Here is a 19,894-nt window from a genome sequence, read left to right as displayed (position 1 = left end):
TACAACACCGTATATAATTTATTGCTAGTTCTAGCCTACTTACGAAAATCCTCGCGGATTTTCTATTCGGTTTGTATTTGCTAAATTAGGTGCTTAAAACACGCAACAAACCATATACAACAACGTTAGGCAACATATGAAAAAAACATTCGGAATATTATTTACAATTTGCCTTTTGTTGTTTAGTTGTACTAAATCAGCAGATAATACCGAAGGTAAAAGTGACCTGTCGAATTATGACTTTAATGGACAAATAAAATCTGTAAAATCTGAACTTTTCCACCTAATTATAGAGAAAGACACTTTTAAAATCGGAGAGAAAATAAATTCCCTTGCATTTGACCGAAATTCTCTGCTCGAATTTAATGAACTCGGAAATCTGACTTCAATAAAAGAGTTTCTTTACAACGGCAAAGTAATTAAAGAAGACATCTATACTTATGATAAAAATGACTTATTAATTAAAAGAAAGGAAATTGACAATTATGGTAAAGGTTCGTTTTTAGACTTCGAATTTAAATATGATTCTAAAGACAGCTTGACTAGCGTTTTAATATCTAGCGATGGATTTAAGAGAACTCTAAAAATTGAGCGAGATAGTAATAATCGACCAATAAAAAGAGAAACTATTCAAAATGACACAGTACAATTGACTTACAGTGTAGAATATGACCAAAACGACAATTTAATTTCTGAAAGCCAATTTAGATATAAAAACATACCGGTAAAATTAATCGAAAGAAGTTTTAACAGTAAAAACTTGAAAGAAAAAGAAAAGATTATCGAATACAGAACTTGGGATACAATCAGAGTAGAAAACGAATATCTTTATAACAATAACAATCAATTAGTTGTTGAAAAATTCAACGTAGAAAACGACTCAACTTTTGATGAAACAAAAAACAAGTATCACAAAAACGGAAAACTAAAAGAATCCATTATAGTAATGGGAGAAAATGAATTCGCTATTACTGAAAGAAATCTATACAATGAAAATGGGGATTTAACTCAAAGAACAGTAAAAACCAATGACGGAAAAACTAATGATGTTTGGAGTTATGATTTTAAATATGATTCAGAAAATAATTGGATTGAAAAAATTGAATTTAAAAACAATAAACCGTTGAGAATTGTAAAACGGACAATTGAATATTATAAATAAAATACGTTGCCTAACAATGGCTATAAGTAATTGCTTGTTCTCGCCTACTTCTGAAAATCCTCGCGGATTTTCAGTTTGGTGTGTACTTGCAAAGTTTGGTGCTAACCCACGCAACTACTCATAGCCGAGACCGTTGTGGCTAATTAACTCAATACCATCCGAAACAAAATGATTTATGATTCTGGAATATGGAAAATCGAATTAAAAGAAAAAACAGATAATTTCAGACAACTTATTTCGGAAACAGAATTTTCTGCTGACTGGTATTTTGACGAAGAAGAAGATGGATGGACAGGTAGTTATAAATTCTTTATAGAATTTCAAAAGTATTGTTTCTATTCTTCAGTTATTACGAGAAAATTTCTTGAATCAAATCGACTTTCGGACGAACAAATAGGTGCGAATTATTCAGTCAGTTACTTCAAAAGGAAAACGGAAAAAATACTTACTAAAGAAAACTTTGAATCTATTGAAGATGAGTATGATATGACTAACGAACTCAAAAAGAATTTGAACGTTGAAAAGATTTGTCATTTATTTATTCATAGTTTCATTTTTAACCCAAAACTGATTGAATATAAAATCGATAAATCATTACCGGATGATGACATTGAGAATTGGGAAATAGATGGAATTTCTGGACTTTACGTTAATACCGATTATTCAAAAGAAAAAGAAATTTATTATTTGGATTTAAAGTTCATTACAAATTTTTTCGAAGAAATAAGTAATGACAATATTATGTATTATTCAGAAGACCGATTGACTGGAAAAATAATTAGAAGTAGAAATGGACCAAATGAAAAACTAAAAAAATAACTAGCCACAACAACGTTTATAACTCATTGCGGCTGAATTCCTAATCGGAATTCATTGCAATTTGCTATCTTTCGGTTACGGCGGAAAATTCTACCGAATTTTCCGCAACGAGCCATACACAAAACCGTTGTGGTTAATTTGAAAAAACTGAATGAATAAAGAAAATGTCTTATTAGTATTGTGGATAATCTTCGGATTTATATTCATTAGCGGAATTGACTCAATTTTATACTTCGTTACTTACTTAATATATTTTGCCAAATCCGAATTGGGACTTTCTTATGGAATTATGAAATACTCTATGCCGATTATTACTCTGATTTTGTATGTTCTGACTACATTCTTGATTTTTAAAAGAATTAAACAACAGTCAAATTCGAACGGAATTTATCTGACCAAATTTCCTAAAAAAACTTTTATCGGATTGGCTCTATTAGCATTAATCTTGAATCCTATAACAAATAAATTATCTGGACTTTACGCAGAACATTACACACCGATTGAGAACATCGAATATTCTGATTTACTACAAGTTTATGGCTGGATGACTATGGGAATTGGCTTTTCAAGGTGGTTTGTGTTAATCATTCTGACTATATTATTTTTAAAAAAACTAAACCTAATTGAAAATAAAAACTAACCACAACACCGGCTATAGTTCATTGCTTCTGACTTTCCTCTCGGAAAGTCCTCGCAAATTTGCTATCTTCGGTTTACGGCGGACAAATCCTCGCGGATTTATCCGCAACGAAACCATAGCCAACACGTTGTGTGTAAGTTAAAAACAAAAAACTTATGACGGAACAAGAAGAAAAAGAATTAAGCAACCTCTTAAAAAAAGCTGTTTACGATGAAGAAACTAGAAAAGCTTTTCATTTAATAGAGTTCATAAGCTCTCAGCATATTGAGACTATGAAAATGATTGTAGGAACAGATTTACCATTTAAGATCCAAATGACACCTGATTTTGAACACGAAAACTATAAAAAATATTCAGATATTATGACTTATCTTCATAAAAAGAGTCAGATAAAATCTTAGGGTATTCTAACAGTTCAAAAGCAAGTTTATAAGACTTGTTTAGAAATTTTTCAGCTAATTTGTTATCTGATAAAGATAGATTCGATAGTTCAGAATTAAGATTATTTGAGTAATAAGTAATAAAACCAACAGAATCTGATTCCTCATTTAGTCTTACCCTCAGACTTTGCTTATTAGGCTCAGTATTTTTATATTTTTCAAAAGCTTCGTCTATTATATCCTTTTTCTCTTTGAATTGATTTTCAAGTTCAGTAACATATTTATCATAAAGTTCTTGAGCAGACATAGAATTAAAAGTATTTGATTAAATTAGAAAACCAAATATAGTGGAATAAAAACCTACACACAACAACGTATAACAAAAATAGCGGTTAAGTGCCAGACCGAAAGTTGGTACACAAGATAAAATTAATAACACAACGGACAGATTAGCGCATTTTAACCCGCTACTTCTGTTATACAAACTCGTTGTACACCATTTACGGAGACAAAATGAAAATATTGAATTTAATTATATTATTACTATTCGTCAATTATGAATTCATTGAAAATGATTCCGTTGACAATGTGAAAATCGGAATGGAAATTTCTGATTTTTTAGAATCTAAAAACAAGGAATATAATATAAAGAAAGAGACGATAAGCCTTGAAGGAGACGACTATGATATTTTTAATGTTTACGAAAACTCTGAATTGATTTATGCGGTTGAACCAGACGAGAAAGGAGAAAAAGTGTGGAGGATTTGGCTATACGGAAAGAGGTTCAAAACGGAATTAGGAATTGGTGTGGGCAATACTCTTGCTGACTTGAAAAACAAATATACTATTGACGATATGTCAACAGCCGAAGGCGCTGTGTTTATTTTGGTTAAAGAGATTGAAGTTGGTTTTGAATTAGATGGCTCAAAAATCCCGAGAGAATGGTGGAACGAAATGAAACTTGAGGAATTGAAAAATGATTTACCAATAAGTTTAATAATAATATAACAACGGTGTACAACACCGTATATAATTTATTGCTAGTTATAGCCTACTTACGAAAATCCTCGCGGATTTTCTATTCGGTTTTAATTTGCTAACTTTAGTGCTTAACCACGCAACAAACCATATACAAAAACGTTGTGCGCAATCTGAAAAAAACTTAATGAATAGAATTTTTATCATATTAATGACCTTATTATGTTCAGTTTCATCTTGCAAAGTATCTGAAAAAATAGCGGAAAATATATCTTGTGACGGAAATATTGAAATACAATATGACCGAACTAAATTATTTGGAAACGATAATCCTAAAGCGGATAAAAAGTTAGATGCTTTTCAAGTTATATTCTTATCTGATTTTGATGAAAATATAAAAGCATACGTGAATGACAAATTAGTGTTTAATGAATTTGTGAAAATTGGAGCAAATTCTCATAGCATAGAAAATACTTTCGGATATAATTATAAGTCGGATTTAAAAACACCGATTTTAAAAGTGGAGTCAATTGAAAAAGGGACTTGCTTTGACATTGAGATTAATAAAAATTATAAAGTTATTTATCTTTTTATAGATAAAAATGGAAAGTGGATTGTCAGATTCTCAAACGAATATTATTTAATCTGAAAAAGAAAAGACTGCGCACAACACCGTATAAAAAAAATTGCTAGTTTTAGCTAAACCAAAGTTAGTTGCTCGTTTGCTAGCTTCTGATTTTCCTTCGGAAAATCCTCGCACTCAAACACGCAACTTTCCATATACGTAACCGTTGTAGCACATTAAACCAAAATCGCGTGAAAAGAATGAACACCTACATAATTTTCGGAATTTTAGCATTAATCGGAATATTTGTTTTGATTAGTTGGAATTCAAAACGGAATTCAAACACACACGGAATTGCGGAAAATAAGACCGAATTTCGAAATCGTGAAATCCGACAAGAAAAACGAGAATTAAAACTCATTATCACTTACGATTACGGAGAAAAAACAGAAATTATAACTGAAAAAGCAACAGCGGAAATAATAAAAAGTACGATGAAATCAATCAATTGGAATGAATTTCACATTGTGCAATTGGAAGACAAAAATGCGGATGGATATAAAGCTTTGGACGTTGGCGGAAGTTTAGGAGATGATGGATTAGCCTCTGGACTTGTGACAGACGATGACCATATTCTATTGGTAAAGCCATTGGAAACGGTTGACCAAATGACTGAAATACTTCTTGACTTTTTGAAAGGAGAAAATGTTTGGCGGAATAAATATGAATATAAATAACGTGCTACAACAATGTATAACCGCAATTACGGCGGATTCGACTGCGTCCGAATCCACTCGGAATTGCTAACGTCTGTGCTAAACCGAAAAATTTGCGTAATTTAACCCGTAACTGACGGTTATACGGAGCCGTTGGCAACAATATAACAAAACGCAAAAAACGAACAAATTACTTAATAAATTACAGTATCCCCAACAAAGGAGATTTGAGAAAATCTGAAATTGAATTCCTGACTTATCTGTTTGGAAAAGAAAAATCAGAATGGATTAATTTAATCGGAAATCTCAAAGTTATTGCGAGATGTGGTTGCGTAAAATGTCCGACTATAATATTTGGGAAAACATTTAACTCAGAAATTCAAAAAGGAAATTTAATAATAGATTACGCTGGAAAAGGTAAAAACGGAGAATTGATAGGAATATCTGTATTCGGAACTGACCAAATGCCGACTGAATTGGAATTTTACTCAGTTGACGGAGAATCCGATATTATTGACTTACCAAAAATTATTTAAAGAATACAAAATGGAAATAATTTTCGAAGCTGTTATTATTTTGATTTTTAGATATCCTGGTGCTGGAATACGCTGGTTATTGTCAAGAATTTGGAACTCAAAAAAGGAGTTTAAAGACTTTTTAAAAGATGAACCTTATGTAAATGGAATAATTTGATTATTAGTTTTAGCTTTAATAATATTATCAATTACACAAATCAAAATCTCGTAATGAATAAAATACTATTGCCAACAGTGTGTATAAGCAATGGCTTGTTCTCGCCTACTTGGAAAATCCTGCGGATTTTCCAATGTTACGTGAGTGTTTGCAATTGTCCGTGACGAACCACGCCACTGCTCATACACGAAACGTTGTAAGCAATTTGAAAACAACCATATCTAGACAAAAAAAATAACAAATTGAATAGAAAAAATAAAAGTGAAAAAAAACCATTTCTGATTCTCACTCTGATTTGTTTATGTGTTTTGACTTACGGAATTTATAGTCATTATTCTAAAAAAAATGAACTTGAAAAAGTTCCTGAAACCACAATCGGAACAATTGATAAAAAATACAGTATTATAAGTCGAGGTTATTACATAAACTATAATTATGAAGTTGACGGACAAAAATATAGCGGAACTGAAAAACTGAATAAAACTGAATTGGAAAAAGTAAATGTCGGAGATAAATTCAAAGTCACTTACTCTGAAAACAATCCTAAATACAGCGAAATATTATTTGAAAACCGAATTGAAAAATAAAAAACTGCTTACAACACTGTGTATAAAAAATGCTTATTTTAGTGCTTAATCAAAGAGAAAGTACGTGTTTGCTTTCTTCCGATTTTCGTTCCGAAAATCCTCTGACACAAACCCGCACTTTTCATACACGAAACCGTTGGCAACAATTAAACCAAAACGCAGATGAATACTTCAATTTTAGAATCTAAATTGAAAAGACATAGAATTTCCTACTCAAATGAAAACGGAAAAATAATTATTGGGAAATCAAAAGCAGATTATGGAACACTAATCGGACTTGTCATTCTTCCAATAGTTGCTGCTCTTGGAATTTGTTTATTTATGTTTATAAACGATGTTGAATTTCGCGGAAAAATTATTGCTGGGATTATATTATTGTTCGGAACAGGATTTTTTAGCTACTCAAGAATAAGAGCAAAAAAACAATCAAATGACAACTTAAAAACACTTGACCACAAAGCAATTAAAATAAAAAACGATTTTGGAGAATATACTTTTGACGCAAAGAGCATAAAAGATTTTGAATACTCTGCCGAACAAATTGGAGAAGAAACCTACGAGGGAAATCTTTACTTAATAGACAACGAAGAAAGGAAACATCAAATTCTCGGATTTGACGACGAAAATGAAAAATATGTTCTGAATGATTTAAAATGGTTTTCGGAATATTTAATGAATCACGTAGAATTAAAAATAACTGTTGCCAACAATGTATAACCGCAATTACGGCGGATTCGACTACGTCCGAATCCACTCGGAATTGCTAACGTCAGTTCTAAACCGAAAAACATTAACTTTAATCCCGTAACTGACGGTTATACGAGACCGTTGTACGCAATTTGAGAAATGACCGAAACTGAAATTAAAACTGAATTGGAATTGGAGCAATGGCTGAAAGAAAATTGCTATCCAATGCATAGTTACAGCATAAATGGAAATTTCATATACGAAGGTTGTGGAATTGAAAATAATGGAGGACTTTATCAATGGTATTATACGGAACGTGGCGAAAAAAGAGTTCTAGAATATTTTGCTACTGAAAAAGATGCTGTTCAATACGCTCTAAAAACAATAAAAGAGGACGAACACGCAAATCGGAATTTTATTGGAATGTATAAATCTGACCAAGAAGTTGAACAAATATTATCTGAACTCATAAAGCGTGGAATTGAATACTGGACTGACAAAATTCCCTATGGTGGAATGAATGACTGGCGAACTCGAATTTTTGTAATTGGTTGCGGAATTAAAAACGCACAGGATTTGATAAAAGATGAATAAAAAACTGCGTACAACAATGTATAACCGCAATTACGGCGGATTCGACTGCGTCCGAATCCACTCGGAATTGCTAACGCCAGTTCTTAACCGAAAATTATTAACTTTAAATCCGTAACTGACGGTTATACGAGACCGTTGTACGCAATTTGAAAAACTTACTCAAAATATTAATTCTAATGCTGATTTTAGCTTCTTGTAAAAAAGAAACTGAAAACAAAACGGAGTTACCTAAATCTGACTTTAACCTAAAAACAGATTTAACCGATTTTAAGAAAAAAATGACTGATTTGGATACTATAATTGTATTGTTTGACCATTCAGCATGTGATTATGAAGGCTATGAGGAAATTGAAATCACTAAATTATCGGACTCAATAAAAGTGAAAAGTAAATTTCAAGACTTAAATAATGATTTAAAATGGAGTTTGGTTTATGAAAAAAAAATGTCGAAAAATGACACTATTTGGGACTTCGAGAATTTTATAAAACGTAATGGAAAACGCAAGTTAAAAGACTTAAACAATCGTGAGATATTAACAGCAATAAACAAAAAAGACACTATTAGATTTTATGTTAATAATTTAGGAGATTTAAATCACTTTTTAGAAGATTACTTTCTGACAATGAGAAAACTTTATCCAGAAAATAAAAATGGAATTTACGGATTTGATAATTCAGAAATAAAAAATAAAATAGACGCAGAAATAAAAGAAACGGAATAAAAAACTGCGTACAACACCGTATATAATTTATTGCTAGTTCTAGCCTACTTACGAAAATCCTCGCGGATTTTCTATTCGGTTTTTATTTGCTAAATTACGTGCTAAACCACGCAACAAACCATATACAAACACGTTGCCATTAATTTGAAATGAGCGTAATAAATTCAACATTTTCAATATTATTAAGTTTGATTCTCTTATTCAATAATCTGGATAGCGGAATAAAAACGACTGAAATTCAAGACGTAAATCTGACCGAAAAAAATGATTGCGGAATTGAGAGTGTAACTCTAAAAACGGAACGGATTGAAAAAAAGCGCAAGTTCCTATTTTGGACTTTGAGACATAAAAAAGTAAAAGTAACTGACCGAATTGTAGATTCAAACGGAAAAGAACTTTTTGAGAAAAAATCAGTTTTTATTTGCTCAATGGACGCTTGCGACGACAGAAAATTTAATCGAATAAAAATTGTCGGAAAAGAAATTTGGATTTTCAGTCACGGAAAAAATGTGGATAAAGTTAAACCTATAAAGCGTTATAATTTTTGTGGAGATTATCTTGGAAAAAAAGATTGGGAAGACGGAGATTATTACAATGACTGAAATAAAAAACTAATGGCAACACCGGCTATAGTTCATTGCTTCTGACTTTCCTCTCGGAAAGTCCTCGCAAATTTGCTATCTTCGGTTTACGGCGGAAAATCCTCGCGGATTTTCACGCAACGAAACCATAGCCAAAAACGTTGTGCTTAATTATGAAAAAAACATAGTGACTAAAATCAAAATCCTTTTTCTACTGTTTTCAATGCAATTATTTTCACAGAATTTGGTTCAAAATCCAAGTTTTGAAGAAACCAAAAGATGTGCGGAATTGATTGGAAATTTTGATAATAATGTAAAATATTGGTCAACACCAACTTGGGGAACGACAGATGTATTCAGTACTTGTGCTAAAGGAGTAGTTGGAATTCCTAATAATTACAACGGAATGCAAGAAACGAAATCTGGAAAGAATTATGCTGGATTCCATTTGCACTCTGATGAAAATTATCGCGAATATATCCAAGTAGAATTATCTGAAAAATTGGAAAAAGGAATTAAATACAATGTATCATTTTATGTAAATCTTGCTGAAAAATCTGATTTTGCAATTAAGAATATTGATTTTATGTTATCGGCAGATAAGTTAAACACAAATATATCAAGAGAATTATCTGAGAAACAACTAAAAAAATCCAAAATTGATAACTATTCAATTTACAGAATCGATAATACGAGATTTTATGACAACACTAGTAATTGGACACTAATATCTAAGGAATTCATTGCAAAAGGAACTGAACAATTTTTAACGATTGGTAACTTCAACAAAAACTCAAAAACTGACAAAATTCTTGTTTCAAATAAAAACAGATTTAATACCTCTTATTACTATATAGACTTGGTAAGTTTGCAACGAACCGATTTACCTAAAATAGAAAATGAACTAAAAGCTAAAGTTTATAAAGAAAAAAGAGTGAAAACTGAAACTGAAATAATTGAATTAAATAAAGATTATATTTTTACAAATGTAGTTTTCAACTTCAATAGTACTGAACTATCGGAAAATGCAAAAACTGAAATTAAATCTGTTTATAAATTCCTTAAAAAAAATCCTAAGACTCTAATTTTAATTTCAGGTCACACAGACAATGTTGGAACATCTAATTTTAATCAAGAACTTTCAGAAAATCGAGCTAAATCGGTTGCTAATTTTTTAGCATCATTAGGCTTAAAGAATGATAGAATTTCTGCGATTGGATACGGCAATACGAATCCGATTTCGACAAATGAGACGGAAAAAGGTCGTAATAAAAATAGGCGAGTTTCATTTAAAATTGTGCGAAAATAACTAAGCACAACAAAGAACTGAGTTAAAAAACAAGTAAAAAAACATTAATTTTTCACTAAGGAACTTCTGTAGCTTTTCTCATATATTAGTACAAATTCAGCAATAGCAAAAGCCTGTTATACAAACAATTATGAAAACTTTATTATATACAATTATATTTATAACCTTACCTGCTTATGCATTTGCACAAAATAGCAACCATATACCCTTTGTTGGTAATTGGGAGTGGACTAATGGCAATGAAACCTTTAAAGTAGAGCTTTTTACAGTACAAGGTTCAGAAGGTGAAGCTATTAACGGACATTATATGTTGATTAACAATTCAACCAACGAAGTTATTTATAAATCTAACAAATTATTGCTACCAGAAATTGATTATTATTTTGGCTATGCTATTTATGCAAAATCATATGATGGGATACTACTCGGTGGAAGCATAGATGACAATGTACTTTATACGGGTGATGGAAATTTCGCGGTTAAGTTAGGCAGTTTAACTATTATTCTTGAGAACACTTGCTCTACTTGCCCAACAACTGCCACATGGGAAGTTTCTCGTTTACCAGGCGGTCAAGTGGGGTTACCACAGACATTTACTATTCCAACAGATATAGTTCTTACTAAAATAGATTAAAAAAACTAACCACAACCACGTATATAAAAAATAGCAGGTAAGAGCTAAACTAATGGTTTGGGTTTACCTGCCATTTTTATATTTAACCAAAAAAAAGCACTTATAAATCTGCTACATTTCATATACAAGACCGTTGTTACCAGCAATTAAAATAAAACCAACATTGACAGAAAAAGAAAAATTGATAAACGACACTTCCAAGATATTTAAAATAAGTGATTCTTCATTTAAAATTTTAAATACCGACAATGGATTTTCAATTTCTCAAAAGAAAAATAATCTATCCGAATTTATTATCACAATTGTATTTATCTTAATTATTCCAATTGGATTAGTAATTTATTACAATGACAAAACCTCTATAATTATTGCTCTAATTTGGGTTATGATTTTCTCGTATAAATTTTACAGAATAATGATAGCTGATAATTTATTGGAATTTAATTATATTCAAAAAGGATTAGAAATTAGAAATATCAGCTTGATTTTGAGACACATAATTTCTCCAAAAAAAATTGAATTACATACTATTAAGAGTTTTGAATTTAAAAAAGTAAAACATCTTAAATACCGATTAGCATCTGTGAGGTTGATTGCTTTATTGGACAACTCTGAAAAACAGATATTGAATGATTTTGATTCTATGGACGGAGCAAAAAGAGTTAAATTTATGATTGAAAAATTAAATAAAACTGCTGGTAACACCGTATAAAAATAATGCGTAGTTTAGTGCTTAATCAAGAGTTAGTGCCGTTTTGCTAGCTTCTGATTTTCCTTCGGAAAATCCTCGCACACAAAACCGCACTATTCTTATACAACAACGTTGCCAACCATTTAAAAACTGAATTAAATGACAAAAAGAGACTTTTTCCGAATTATAATAAAGCTATTTGGATTATATTCATTGATATTGACTGTTTTTAATTATATACCATCAAATATAGGTTATGTGACATATGATTTTGAACCATTGACACTTTTATGGATTTTAGGAGCAACTGCAATTGTTGTTTTAATTTACATATTCCTAATTTTAAAAACTGACCGAATAATTGACCTTCTTAAAATTGACAAAGGCTTCGATGATGAACGAATTGAAATTGGAAATTTTAATAGTGATAAGATTTTAAAATTTGCATTGATTATTATTGGCGGATTTTTAATTATTGACTTTTTGCCGAATTTTTTGCACTACACATTTTTAGCATTTAAAAGCCAAGTTTCACCAAAAGGTTTGAATTATTTAGAAGAAATTGGTTTCGGAAAACCAAGTGACTATTTTAATTGGACTGTCTCAACGATTAATATTATAATTGGAATAATACTATTGACAAATTACGATAGAATTTCAAAATGGCTGATTCGAAAAGAAAAAACGGTTGGCAACACTGCATAACCGCAATTACGGCGGATTCGACTACGTCCGAATCCACTCGGAATTGCTAACGTCAGTTCTTAACCGAAAATCATTAACTTTAATCCCGTAACTGACGGTTATACGAGACCGTTGTAGCACATTAAAAAAATGAACGTTTTAGAAGAAAATTTAGCGGAATATAAAACTGACTTTCCAAAAAGTTGGTCTTTTCTTTGGTCACCAGAAGAAGCCGAAAGAATTTCTGAAGAACATAAAGACCAAATTCATTTTCTGAATAAAAAAGGAACTGAAATTGTAAAAGAATATCTGAATTCTTCTAAAATGTTAGCTTACTCAACTGGAACTGATTGGAGTCCATTTACGAAAGGATATTTCAAAACCGAAAAGAAGTTTCAAATTACAATGGACTGTGATTTGGAAATAAAAAAATGGCTCTACAATCTCGGAATTCCATTTGATAAGTATGTTTTTGTGGAATCCGACAATTCTGGACAAGCAATAATGTTGACTTGGAAAATGGTAATCAAATATTGGGAAGGAATGTTTTGGGATACTGACTTGACAATATTTGACGGAAGTCTGAATTGGGCATTATTTTATTATCACGAGAGTCAGCTCTTTTTTGGAAAGGACAATGTATTTGACCAAGAAGCGGAATTTGAAAAAAATCTCGAACAAAATAAACTATTGAACGAAATAAAAAGCCGAATAAAATAACGTGCTACAACAATGTATAACCGCAATTACGGCGGATTCGACTACGTCCGAATCCACTCGGAATTGCTAACGTCAGTTCTTAACCGAAAATCATTAACTTTAATCCCGTAACTGACGGTTATACGAGACCGTTGTGTGTAATATGAAAAAGTTAGTTTTCTTAAATTATGAATTTCAAGTCTATATTAAATATCGATGAAAATATTGAATTAGAAGTTGTTCCTAAAAAAGGAATAATGCTACACGCAAATGACCTTTTTAAAATCATTTTCGGAATATTTTTTTTAACTATAGCATTTGGAATTGGATTCACTAAACATTTTGGTTTTCTGATTTTAGGAATAGTAGGTTTTGTTTATATGTTAAACGCTATCTACATTAGATACAACAACACTAATGGAATCAAATACTTAATAAGCAACAAAAGAGTAATTTTCCTAAAAAATGGAGATATTATTAAACAGAAAAAAATTGAGGACATTAACGAAGTTACGTACGAAAATAGTGGGAATGACACTGGATATATAATCTTGGGGAAAATAGAGCCTTTAATCGCTGGAAGAGGAATTAGTTTTAGTGAGGATAAATATGTATTAGATAATTTAACTAATTATAAAGAAGTATCTGAGTTATTAAAAAAGTTAATTGACAAATAAAAATAAAATACTACACACAACAATGTATAACCGCAATTACGGCGGATTCGACTGCGTCCGAATCCACTCGAAATTGCTAACGCCAGTTCTTAACCGAAAATCATTATCTTTAATCCCGTAACTGACGGTTATACGGGACCGTTACACAACATTTTGACCAACCTATGACAAAAAAGTGATTTCTTCCGAGTGATAATCAAACTATTTGCACTATACTCGGCGACATTAGCAATATTTAGTCTACTTCCGACTTACTTCAGCTACGCAATCAACGCTTACGAACCGATGACAATAATATTAGCTGTAGCTTCCTTTCTAATAATTGTAGCACTCTTGTTTGCGCTGATTTATGGAGCCGACAAAATAATTGATTTACTCAAATTGGATAAGGGATTTGATGAAGAGCGAATTGAATTTGGGAGTTTAAAAGAAATTAGCATATTAAAAATTGCGATAATCGTAATTGCTGGATTACTGATAATTGATAATTTCCCGTATTTCCTAAATCAATGTTATCTTGCTTTTAAAGATCAAGTTTCAAGTAAAGGAATTGACGGAATGCTCGATGCATTTGCTTATGAACAAGTTGATTATTTTCAATTTGCGATTTCGGCAATCAGTATTCTGATTGGATATTTAATGATTACAAATTATTCCAATGTAGCGAATTGGTTATACAAAACGGATAAGAAAAACGTTGTGTAACAATGTATAACCGCAATTACGGCGGATTCGACTACGTCCGAATCCACTCGGAATTGCTAACGTCTGTGCTTAACCGAAAAACATTAACTTTAAACCCGTAACTGACGGTTATACGAGACCGTTGCCCACAATTAAAACCAAACATTCCCTAATTAAAAAGAACTGTTTTTTTGGAACATTAAATTGTGAGTCTAATTTTGGAGAAACAACCGAATTATGAACAAAATACTACTTGTCTTATTTCTGACCTTTTCCATTCTCGCTAGTGGACAAAATAACTGCGAAAAATATATAGATAAATACATCCCTACTGACTTGAACGATGCTATTTCTTTTTTTGAATGTAAATGGCCAAAAGAAGATTTAGATAATTATAAAAACAAAGAAGAAAATACTGCAACAGCCGAATTACATTTTGGAACTGGAATGTCAATCAGAAATAGCTGGAAACTATGGGCTGGAACTTCAGATATATCAAAATACTTTCGGGATTTAGGAATTAATCATCCAGATGATATGTCAAGTATAATTCTAACTTCATTGCACAGAAAACTAAACGAAAAACCTATCGAATTAGAAAATCAAATTAAATATTATCAAGACTATTGGACTGAATCCGAGAAAAAGCAAAAAGAACGACAAAAAGAAGAATTCAGCGAATTCAAAATTGGAGATAAAGTGGAATTCACATACGACTATGATTTCGTCTCTAAAAAACAGGAGAAAAAATATATGGACGACAAGTGTTACGCCACAGGAATTATAATCGGACTGAATAAAGAAAAATTAGAAGTTCAAGTTAAGCTCAAAAAGAGTTGCGACCGAAAAGGAATCATCATTTTGAAATATGATGTTTGGGACAAAATTGACGGAGAGTATAAAAAGATTGAGGAAGATAAAATTGAGATAATGAAAAAAGGGGAAACACGTTGGACTTCATATGAATTATGGGATGTAGTGGAATAAATAACTGTGGGCAACACCGTGTATAGCTCATTGCTACTGAATTTCTTACCGGAATTCATTGCAATTCACTAAATTTGGGCTACGCGGAAAAATCCACACGGATTTTACCGCAACGAGCCATACACAAAACCGTTGCCCACAATTATGAAAAAAATCCTGCTAATATTGATAATCGGAATTTTATTTGCCAATTGTGCTGATAAAAAAGATAAGCTGGAGGCAACAGAAATTATTAAATCGGACAAGGCAAAATCTGAAAAAGAAATTGAATATATCGACAGGTGGAACCAAATTGAACTTGCCCAAACTGACGATGAATTCGGAGAATGGGGCGGAAACTCTGATATCATAGTGATTTTCTCTGATGGAGAAAAAATTTATGCAAACTATTCAAGATATTTAGGCTCTTATAAACCGCCAAAACCACCGAAAGAAAATGAAATACCAAAAAAATGGTATGAATATAAAGAATTGGAAAGCAGAATTGATAGCGTCGAATTGAACAGCGAGCAAATTGAATTGATTGAAAATGCAATATTGGAACTGACTGAACTAAAAATTAATTCTAAATCGTATCCAGCTCACAGCGGAATTGTTAATACAGTCATTTCAAGAGACTCAAGTCTAATAATAGAGGATTATCCATCAAAAGAGTGGAAATCGTTTCAGAACTTGAAAAAAAGCATAACGGAAAAATAACTGTGGGCAACAACGTATATAGCTCATAGCTAATTAGTTGCTTAATAGAAGTTAAGGCATATTTGCAAGTCCGCCAAATTTTTAAATTTGGCTTATTGATAAAAAAAGGTAATAAGAAAAATTTAAAAATTCGGCTCGTGCTCAACCGAAAAGTTATCGCTAATTTGCACGCTACGAGCCATATACAAGACCGTTACCACACATTTGACAAGACCAATGAAAAAAGGAGTTTTAATAACAATAATTGCAATTACAATTATCGGAATTACTTATTTCGGAATTGAAATGTTTGACTTTGCAAAAGGAGTGAAAAATGACATAAAAATTCCTAAACAAGAAAATGTAGAACTAACCGAAAAAGAAACTGAATCGGAATCGGAATTTAACGAAGATGATTGTGTTTTTGACTTAAATACTCAAACGGATGATTTTCTCAAAGAAATTCCTGAATTTTCAAATTACGTTTGGGATAACGAACAAAAAAAGGCAACAATAAAACTTGACGACGGAAATACATTAATCGTAACTCGTGGAGGTTGTGTTCATTTTTCATTTTATGGAAATTTACTACTAAACAAATCGGAACTGAATTTAAATGACGAAAGTAAAATATTCGAAAAAGCTTTGTGGATTGCTGAAAAATTATTTCATAAATCTGACTTTGAGTTTATAAAAGAGTCGCTAAATAAAAGAACTTTCGAAATAGAACAATCAGAGTATCAAAAATATTATGATTTTCAAATTGACAGATATTGTGATATGACTTTAGTAATTGAAAAAACAAATAACAACCAAATGTCAATAGAAATCGGATATTATATATGTTAAAAACGTGTGGTAACACCGTATATAATTTATTGCTAGTTCTAGCCTATTTACGAAAATCCTCGCGGATTTTCTATTCGGTTTTTATTTGCTAAATTAGGTGCTTGAACACGCAACTAACCATACACATCAACGTTGCCATTCATTGCGTGACGCACCCAAAACGAAATAAAATATTTATGAAAATAATTATTGGAGTACTCTCTTTTATAATTGGCGGAATAATTACTGTATTATTATTTAGACCAATTATTAGTTCTTTTATAACATCCGAAACTGTTCTCGATACTTTACATATTGCATTTAATCTTTTTGTTGCAATTCAACTATATCGATTAGCAGTTAAAAATTTTTTGAACAAAGAAAACGATTCGGATTAATTTGACATTGAAACTGAAGAAAGAATTTAAAAACTGAACTGCGTGCGGAATATAGCAAGTTACGGAGTTGCCCACTCAATAGGATTTGAAAATATTACAGAATAAAATGCTGACTGAATTCACTCTAATACTGAAAAGTAGAAAGCGGAATTTAGTCGGATAATTTGAACTCTGAAAAAACAACGAAATGGCAACAACGTATAAAATTAATTGCTATTTTAGGCTAAATTTAAAGGTCGTTGCGTGTTTGTTACATCTGATTTTCCTGCGGAAAATCCTCGCAAGCAAACAACGCAACTAATCTTATACAAGACCGTTGTACCACATATGAGAAAACGAAATCTGACATTTATAATTGGAGTTTTACTAATAGTATTTCATTCTCAAATTTTTGCACAAGAAACAGAAATGGAAAAGAAAATAAGCGAATTGTTTTTTGGACTTAACCTAAACCAAAAACCTAGTGAAATAGTTAAAGAATCGGACTTTGAATTTGAATATGGTTGGACTAGTGTTATTGCAGATTTTAAAGATTACTCATATACAACGGAATTTAAAAAACACCCGACAATCAAATCGGAAATAAAAGAAGGAACTTTCTCAATCGGATTTGGCTCTCACGACGAAAAATATGGAATTTTCGGACTTTCTTTGGTAATTAGGTTTTCCAACGAATATGACCAAATCGATGAATATGAAAAACTGAAAACGGAATTTGAAAAATATAGCTCAAAAACAATAATTGAAACAACTCAAAACGAGGATTACGAAGTGAAATCCGAAGTTGTTGTTTATCAAAAAGAGAAAAACTCTGAAATTCCAAAAATCAGCTTTTATTTTGACCAATCTGACAAAAATGATTTTCCGATTGTAATAACATTTTCGACAAGTTGGAAAATGGACGAATTAAAGAAACTGATTGAACAACAGAATGGAAACTAAAAATACGTGGTACAACAACGTGTATAGCTCATTGCGGCTGAATTCCTAATCGGAATTCATTGCAATTTGCTATCTTCGTTCTACGGCGGAAAATCATAGCTGATTTCCCGCAACGAGCCATACACAAAACCGTTGTACACAATACCCCAAAAATGCCGAGAATAGAACTTCAGACTGAAATAAAAGCCGACATAAATATCGTGTTTGACTTGTCGCGAAGTATCGATTTGCACAAAATATCGACTGAACAAACTAATGAAGAAGCAATTGCTGGAAAAACAAGCGGATTAATTGGAATGAATGAAAGTGTAACTTGGAGAGCTAAACACTTTGGAATTTATCAAAAACTGACTTCCAAAATAACGGAATTTGATAGACCGAATTACTTTGCGGACGAGATGGTTAAAGGAGCGTTTGCGGAATTTAAACACGAACATCACTTTGCGAAATCGAATGGCGGAACTTTGATGACTGACTTTTTTGACTACAAATCGCCTTTTGGAATTTTAGGAAAGTTAGCTGACAAGCTCTTTCTGAAAAAGTATATGACTGAATTACTAATTGAAAGAAACCGAATTGTAAAAGAGTTTGCGGAATCTGAAAAATGGAAAGAAATTATAAATGAATAAAGTACTGTGTACAACAATGTATAACCGCAATTACGGCGGATTCGACTACGTCCGAATCCACTCGGAATTGCTAACGTCAGTGCTTAACCGAAAATCATTATCTTTAATCCCGTAACTGACGGTTATACGAGACCGTTGGCTACAATTATGAAAAACCTGCTTCTAATAATATTAACACTTAATTTTGGACTGACTTTCTCTCAAAATATTGAGTTGATAGAAAGCCGAAATTTTGATGGAGCAATTTTCCCTAAAACTTATGACATTCCGCTAACCGAAAATCCACCAATTGAAAAAAGATTTACACCGACAAAAGAAGAAATTGTGGAATTGGAAAAGCAACTACGGGGCCAAATAAAAGAGATAAATAAAAACAAACCGAATCAAGGAAAACATTATGGACCAATAATTCATAAAAGATTAAAAAAATATGACCGACAATATATCGGATTTATTGACCAATACGGACAAAGAGTAATTCACGTAAATTTCATTTGGAATGGCTATAGTATTTGGGAATTAATTAGAGGTTGGACAAAACCAGACGACTCTTGGAAAACGGAATGGCAAATGTGGTTTGACGGAGGAAGTCGATTTTGGAATATAAATTATATAATGGACAAAAAGGAATTTGTAGACTTTAGCGTAAATGGAGTGGCATAAAAATAAAATAACTGTAGCCAACACCGGCTATAGTTCATTGCTTCTGACTTTCCTCTCGGAAAGTCCTCGCAAATTTGCTATCTTCGGTTTACGGCGGAAAATCCTCGCGGATTTTCACGCAACGAAACCATAGCCAAAAACGTTGTAAAACATTTAAAACATACCGATGAAACTAATAATTTCTACCTTACTTTTAATTTCACACCTAACATTATTTTCTCAGTCAAATAATTTTGATGGTGATTATTATCGTGCACTCGGGAAAGA

The 19,894-nt window shown here is 31.6% G+C and carries 28 protein-coding genes; 27 read left to right on the top strand and 1 reads right to left on the bottom strand.

The window, feature by feature from the left end:
- The first annotated feature begins 136 nt into the window (after positions 1-136).
- From DU428_RS13160 to DU428_RS13140, 4 genes are all read left to right on the top strand, one after another.
- Entirely contained in the window at positions 137-1,162 is a 1,026-nt protein-coding gene (locus DU428_RS13160) for a hypothetical protein (protein ID WP_123796532.1), read from the top strand.
- Positions 1,163-1,330: 168 nt separating this feature from the next.
- On the top strand, positions 1,331-1,981 hold the full coding sequence (locus DU428_RS13150; RefSeq protein ID WP_113966808.1) for a hypothetical protein: 651 nt from the start codon (positions 1,331-1,333) through the stop codon (positions 1,979-1,981).
- Between the two features lie 151 nt (positions 1,982-2,132).
- Positions 2,133-2,621, top strand: coding sequence for a hypothetical protein (locus DU428_RS13145; RefSeq protein WP_113966807.1), 489 nt, complete (start codon positions 2,133-2,135; stop codon positions 2,619-2,621).
- 155 nt (positions 2,622-2,776) lie between these two features.
- Positions 2,777-3,022 carry a hypothetical protein gene (locus DU428_RS13140; RefSeq protein WP_113966806.1) on the top strand — a complete coding sequence of 82 codons (246 nt, stop codon included), beginning with the start codon at positions 2,777-2,779 and terminating at the stop codon, positions 3,020-3,022.
- Here DU428_RS13140 and DU428_RS13135 read toward each other — a convergent pair.
- Complete coding sequence (locus DU428_RS13135) at positions 2,982-3,308, bottom strand: hypothetical protein (protein ID WP_113966805.1); 327 nt, start codon at positions 3,306-3,308, stop codon at positions 2,982-2,984. The genes DU428_RS13140 and DU428_RS13135 overlap by 41 nt on opposite strands.
- 215 nt (positions 3,309-3,523) lie before the next feature.
- Between DU428_RS13135 and DU428_RS13130 the strand changes: the two genes are divergently transcribed.
- From DU428_RS13130 to DU428_RS13015, 23 genes are all read left to right on the top strand, one after another.
- The gene (locus tag DU428_RS13130; protein WP_123796531.1) at positions 3,524-4,009 is read left to right on the top strand and encodes a hypothetical protein; all 486 of its coding nucleotides are present in this window, start codon (positions 3,524-3,526) and stop codon (positions 4,007-4,009) included.
- Between the two features lie 157 nt (positions 4,010-4,166).
- A complete protein-coding gene (locus DU428_RS13125) occupies positions 4,167-4,628 on the top strand; it encodes a hypothetical protein (RefSeq protein WP_123796530.1) in 462 nt (153 codons plus the stop codon).
- A 176-nt stretch (positions 4,629-4,804) separates the two neighbouring features.
- Complete coding sequence (locus DU428_RS13120; protein ID WP_113966802.1) at positions 4,805-5,281, top strand: hypothetical protein; 477 nt, start codon at positions 4,805-4,807, stop codon at positions 5,279-5,281.
- Between the two features lie 206 nt (positions 5,282-5,487).
- Complete coding sequence (locus DU428_RS13115) at positions 5,488-5,796, top strand: hypothetical protein (protein ID WP_243633552.1); 309 nt, start codon at positions 5,488-5,490, stop codon at positions 5,794-5,796.
- Positions 5,797-5,806: 10 nt separating this feature from the next.
- On the top strand, positions 5,807-5,953 hold the full coding sequence (locus DU428_RS13470; RefSeq protein WP_165839166.1) for a hypothetical protein: 147 nt from the start codon (positions 5,807-5,809) through the stop codon (positions 5,951-5,953).
- A gap of 242 nt (positions 5,954-6,195) precedes the next feature.
- Positions 6,196-6,540 carry a DUF3592 domain-containing protein gene (locus tag DU428_RS13105; protein ID WP_123796529.1) on the top strand — a complete coding sequence of 115 codons (345 nt, stop codon included), beginning with the start codon at positions 6,196-6,198 and terminating at the stop codon, positions 6,538-6,540.
- Positions 6,541-6,702: 162 nt separating this feature from the next.
- Positions 6,703-7,257 carry a hypothetical protein gene (locus DU428_RS13100; protein ID WP_110475563.1) on the top strand — a complete coding sequence of 185 codons (555 nt, stop codon included), beginning with the start codon at positions 6,703-6,705 and terminating at the stop codon, positions 7,255-7,257.
- A 195-nt stretch (positions 7,258-7,452) separates the two neighbouring features.
- Complete coding sequence (locus DU428_RS13095; RefSeq protein WP_123796528.1) at positions 7,453-7,821, top strand: hypothetical protein; 369 nt, start codon at positions 7,453-7,455, stop codon at positions 7,819-7,821.
- A 176-nt stretch (positions 7,822-7,997) separates the two neighbouring features.
- Positions 7,998-8,543, top strand: coding sequence for a hypothetical protein (locus DU428_RS13090; RefSeq protein ID WP_113966797.1), 546 nt, complete (start codon positions 7,998-8,000; stop codon positions 8,541-8,543).
- Positions 8,544-8,692: 149 nt separating this feature from the next.
- Positions 8,693-9,145, top strand: coding sequence for a hypothetical protein (locus DU428_RS13085; protein ID WP_113966796.1), 453 nt, complete (start codon positions 8,693-8,695; stop codon positions 9,143-9,145).
- A gap of 166 nt (positions 9,146-9,311) precedes the next feature.
- Positions 9,312-10,433, top strand: coding sequence for an OmpA family protein (locus DU428_RS13080; RefSeq protein ID WP_123796527.1), 1,122 nt, complete (start codon positions 9,312-9,314; stop codon positions 10,431-10,433).
- A gap of 130 nt (positions 10,434-10,563) precedes the next feature.
- Positions 10,564-11,067: a hypothetical protein gene (locus DU428_RS13075; RefSeq protein WP_113966794.1), complete on the top strand. Its 504-nt coding sequence runs from the start codon at positions 10,564-10,566 to the stop codon at positions 11,065-11,067.
- Positions 11,068-11,230: 163 nt separating this feature from the next.
- Positions 11,231-11,779 (top strand): hypothetical protein, encoded by a 549-nt coding sequence (locus DU428_RS13070; RefSeq protein WP_123796526.1) that lies wholly within the window; start codon positions 11,231-11,233, stop codon positions 11,777-11,779.
- Between the two features lie 138 nt (positions 11,780-11,917).
- A complete protein-coding gene (locus DU428_RS13065) occupies positions 11,918-12,463 on the top strand; it encodes a hypothetical protein (RefSeq protein ID WP_113966792.1) in 546 nt (181 codons plus the stop codon).
- Positions 12,464-12,592: 129 nt separating this feature from the next.
- Positions 12,593-13,162 carry a hypothetical protein gene (locus DU428_RS13060; RefSeq protein ID WP_113966791.1) on the top strand — a complete coding sequence of 190 codons (570 nt, stop codon included), beginning with the start codon at positions 12,593-12,595 and terminating at the stop codon, positions 13,160-13,162.
- Positions 13,163-13,329: 167 nt separating this feature from the next.
- A complete protein-coding gene (locus tag DU428_RS13055) occupies positions 13,330-13,818 on the top strand; it encodes a hypothetical protein (protein WP_113966790.1) in 489 nt (162 codons plus the stop codon).
- 285 nt (positions 13,819-14,103) lie between these two features.
- On the top strand, positions 14,104-14,523 hold the full coding sequence (locus tag DU428_RS13050) for a hypothetical protein (RefSeq protein ID WP_113966789.1): 420 nt from the start codon (positions 14,104-14,106) through the stop codon (positions 14,521-14,523).
- Between the two features lie 216 nt (positions 14,524-14,739).
- Positions 14,740-15,489 (top strand): DUF6794 domain-containing protein, encoded by a 750-nt coding sequence (locus tag DU428_RS13045; RefSeq protein ID WP_113966788.1) that lies wholly within the window; start codon positions 14,740-14,742, stop codon positions 15,487-15,489.
- A 144-nt stretch (positions 15,490-15,633) separates the two neighbouring features.
- Complete coding sequence (locus tag DU428_RS13040; RefSeq protein WP_113966787.1) at positions 15,634-16,188, top strand: hypothetical protein; 555 nt, start codon at positions 15,634-15,636, stop codon at positions 16,186-16,188.
- Between the two features lie 216 nt (positions 16,189-16,404).
- Positions 16,405-17,016 carry a hypothetical protein gene (locus tag DU428_RS13035; protein ID WP_113966786.1) on the top strand — a complete coding sequence of 204 codons (612 nt, stop codon included), beginning with the start codon at positions 16,405-16,407 and terminating at the stop codon, positions 17,014-17,016.
- Between the two features lie 704 nt (positions 17,017-17,720).
- Positions 17,721-18,335, top strand: coding sequence for a hypothetical protein (locus DU428_RS13025; protein ID WP_146778646.1), 615 nt, complete (start codon positions 17,721-17,723; stop codon positions 18,333-18,335).
- A gap of 152 nt (positions 18,336-18,487) precedes the next feature.
- The gene (locus DU428_RS13020) at positions 18,488-18,964 is read left to right on the top strand and encodes an SRPBCC family protein (protein ID WP_113966783.1); all 477 of its coding nucleotides are present in this window, start codon (positions 18,488-18,490) and stop codon (positions 18,962-18,964) included.
- A gap of 147 nt (positions 18,965-19,111) precedes the next feature.
- Complete coding sequence (locus tag DU428_RS13015; protein WP_113966782.1) at positions 19,112-19,627, top strand: hypothetical protein; 516 nt, start codon at positions 19,112-19,114, stop codon at positions 19,625-19,627.
- Positions 19,628-19,894: the final 267 nt, after the last annotated feature.

It is taken from the genome of Oceanihabitans sediminis, assembly GCF_003337215.1.
Lineage (GTDB): Bacteria > Bacteroidota > Bacteroidia > Flavobacteriales > Flavobacteriaceae > Oceanihabitans > Oceanihabitans sediminis.
This window is presented reverse-complemented; position numbering and strand designations above follow the sequence as displayed.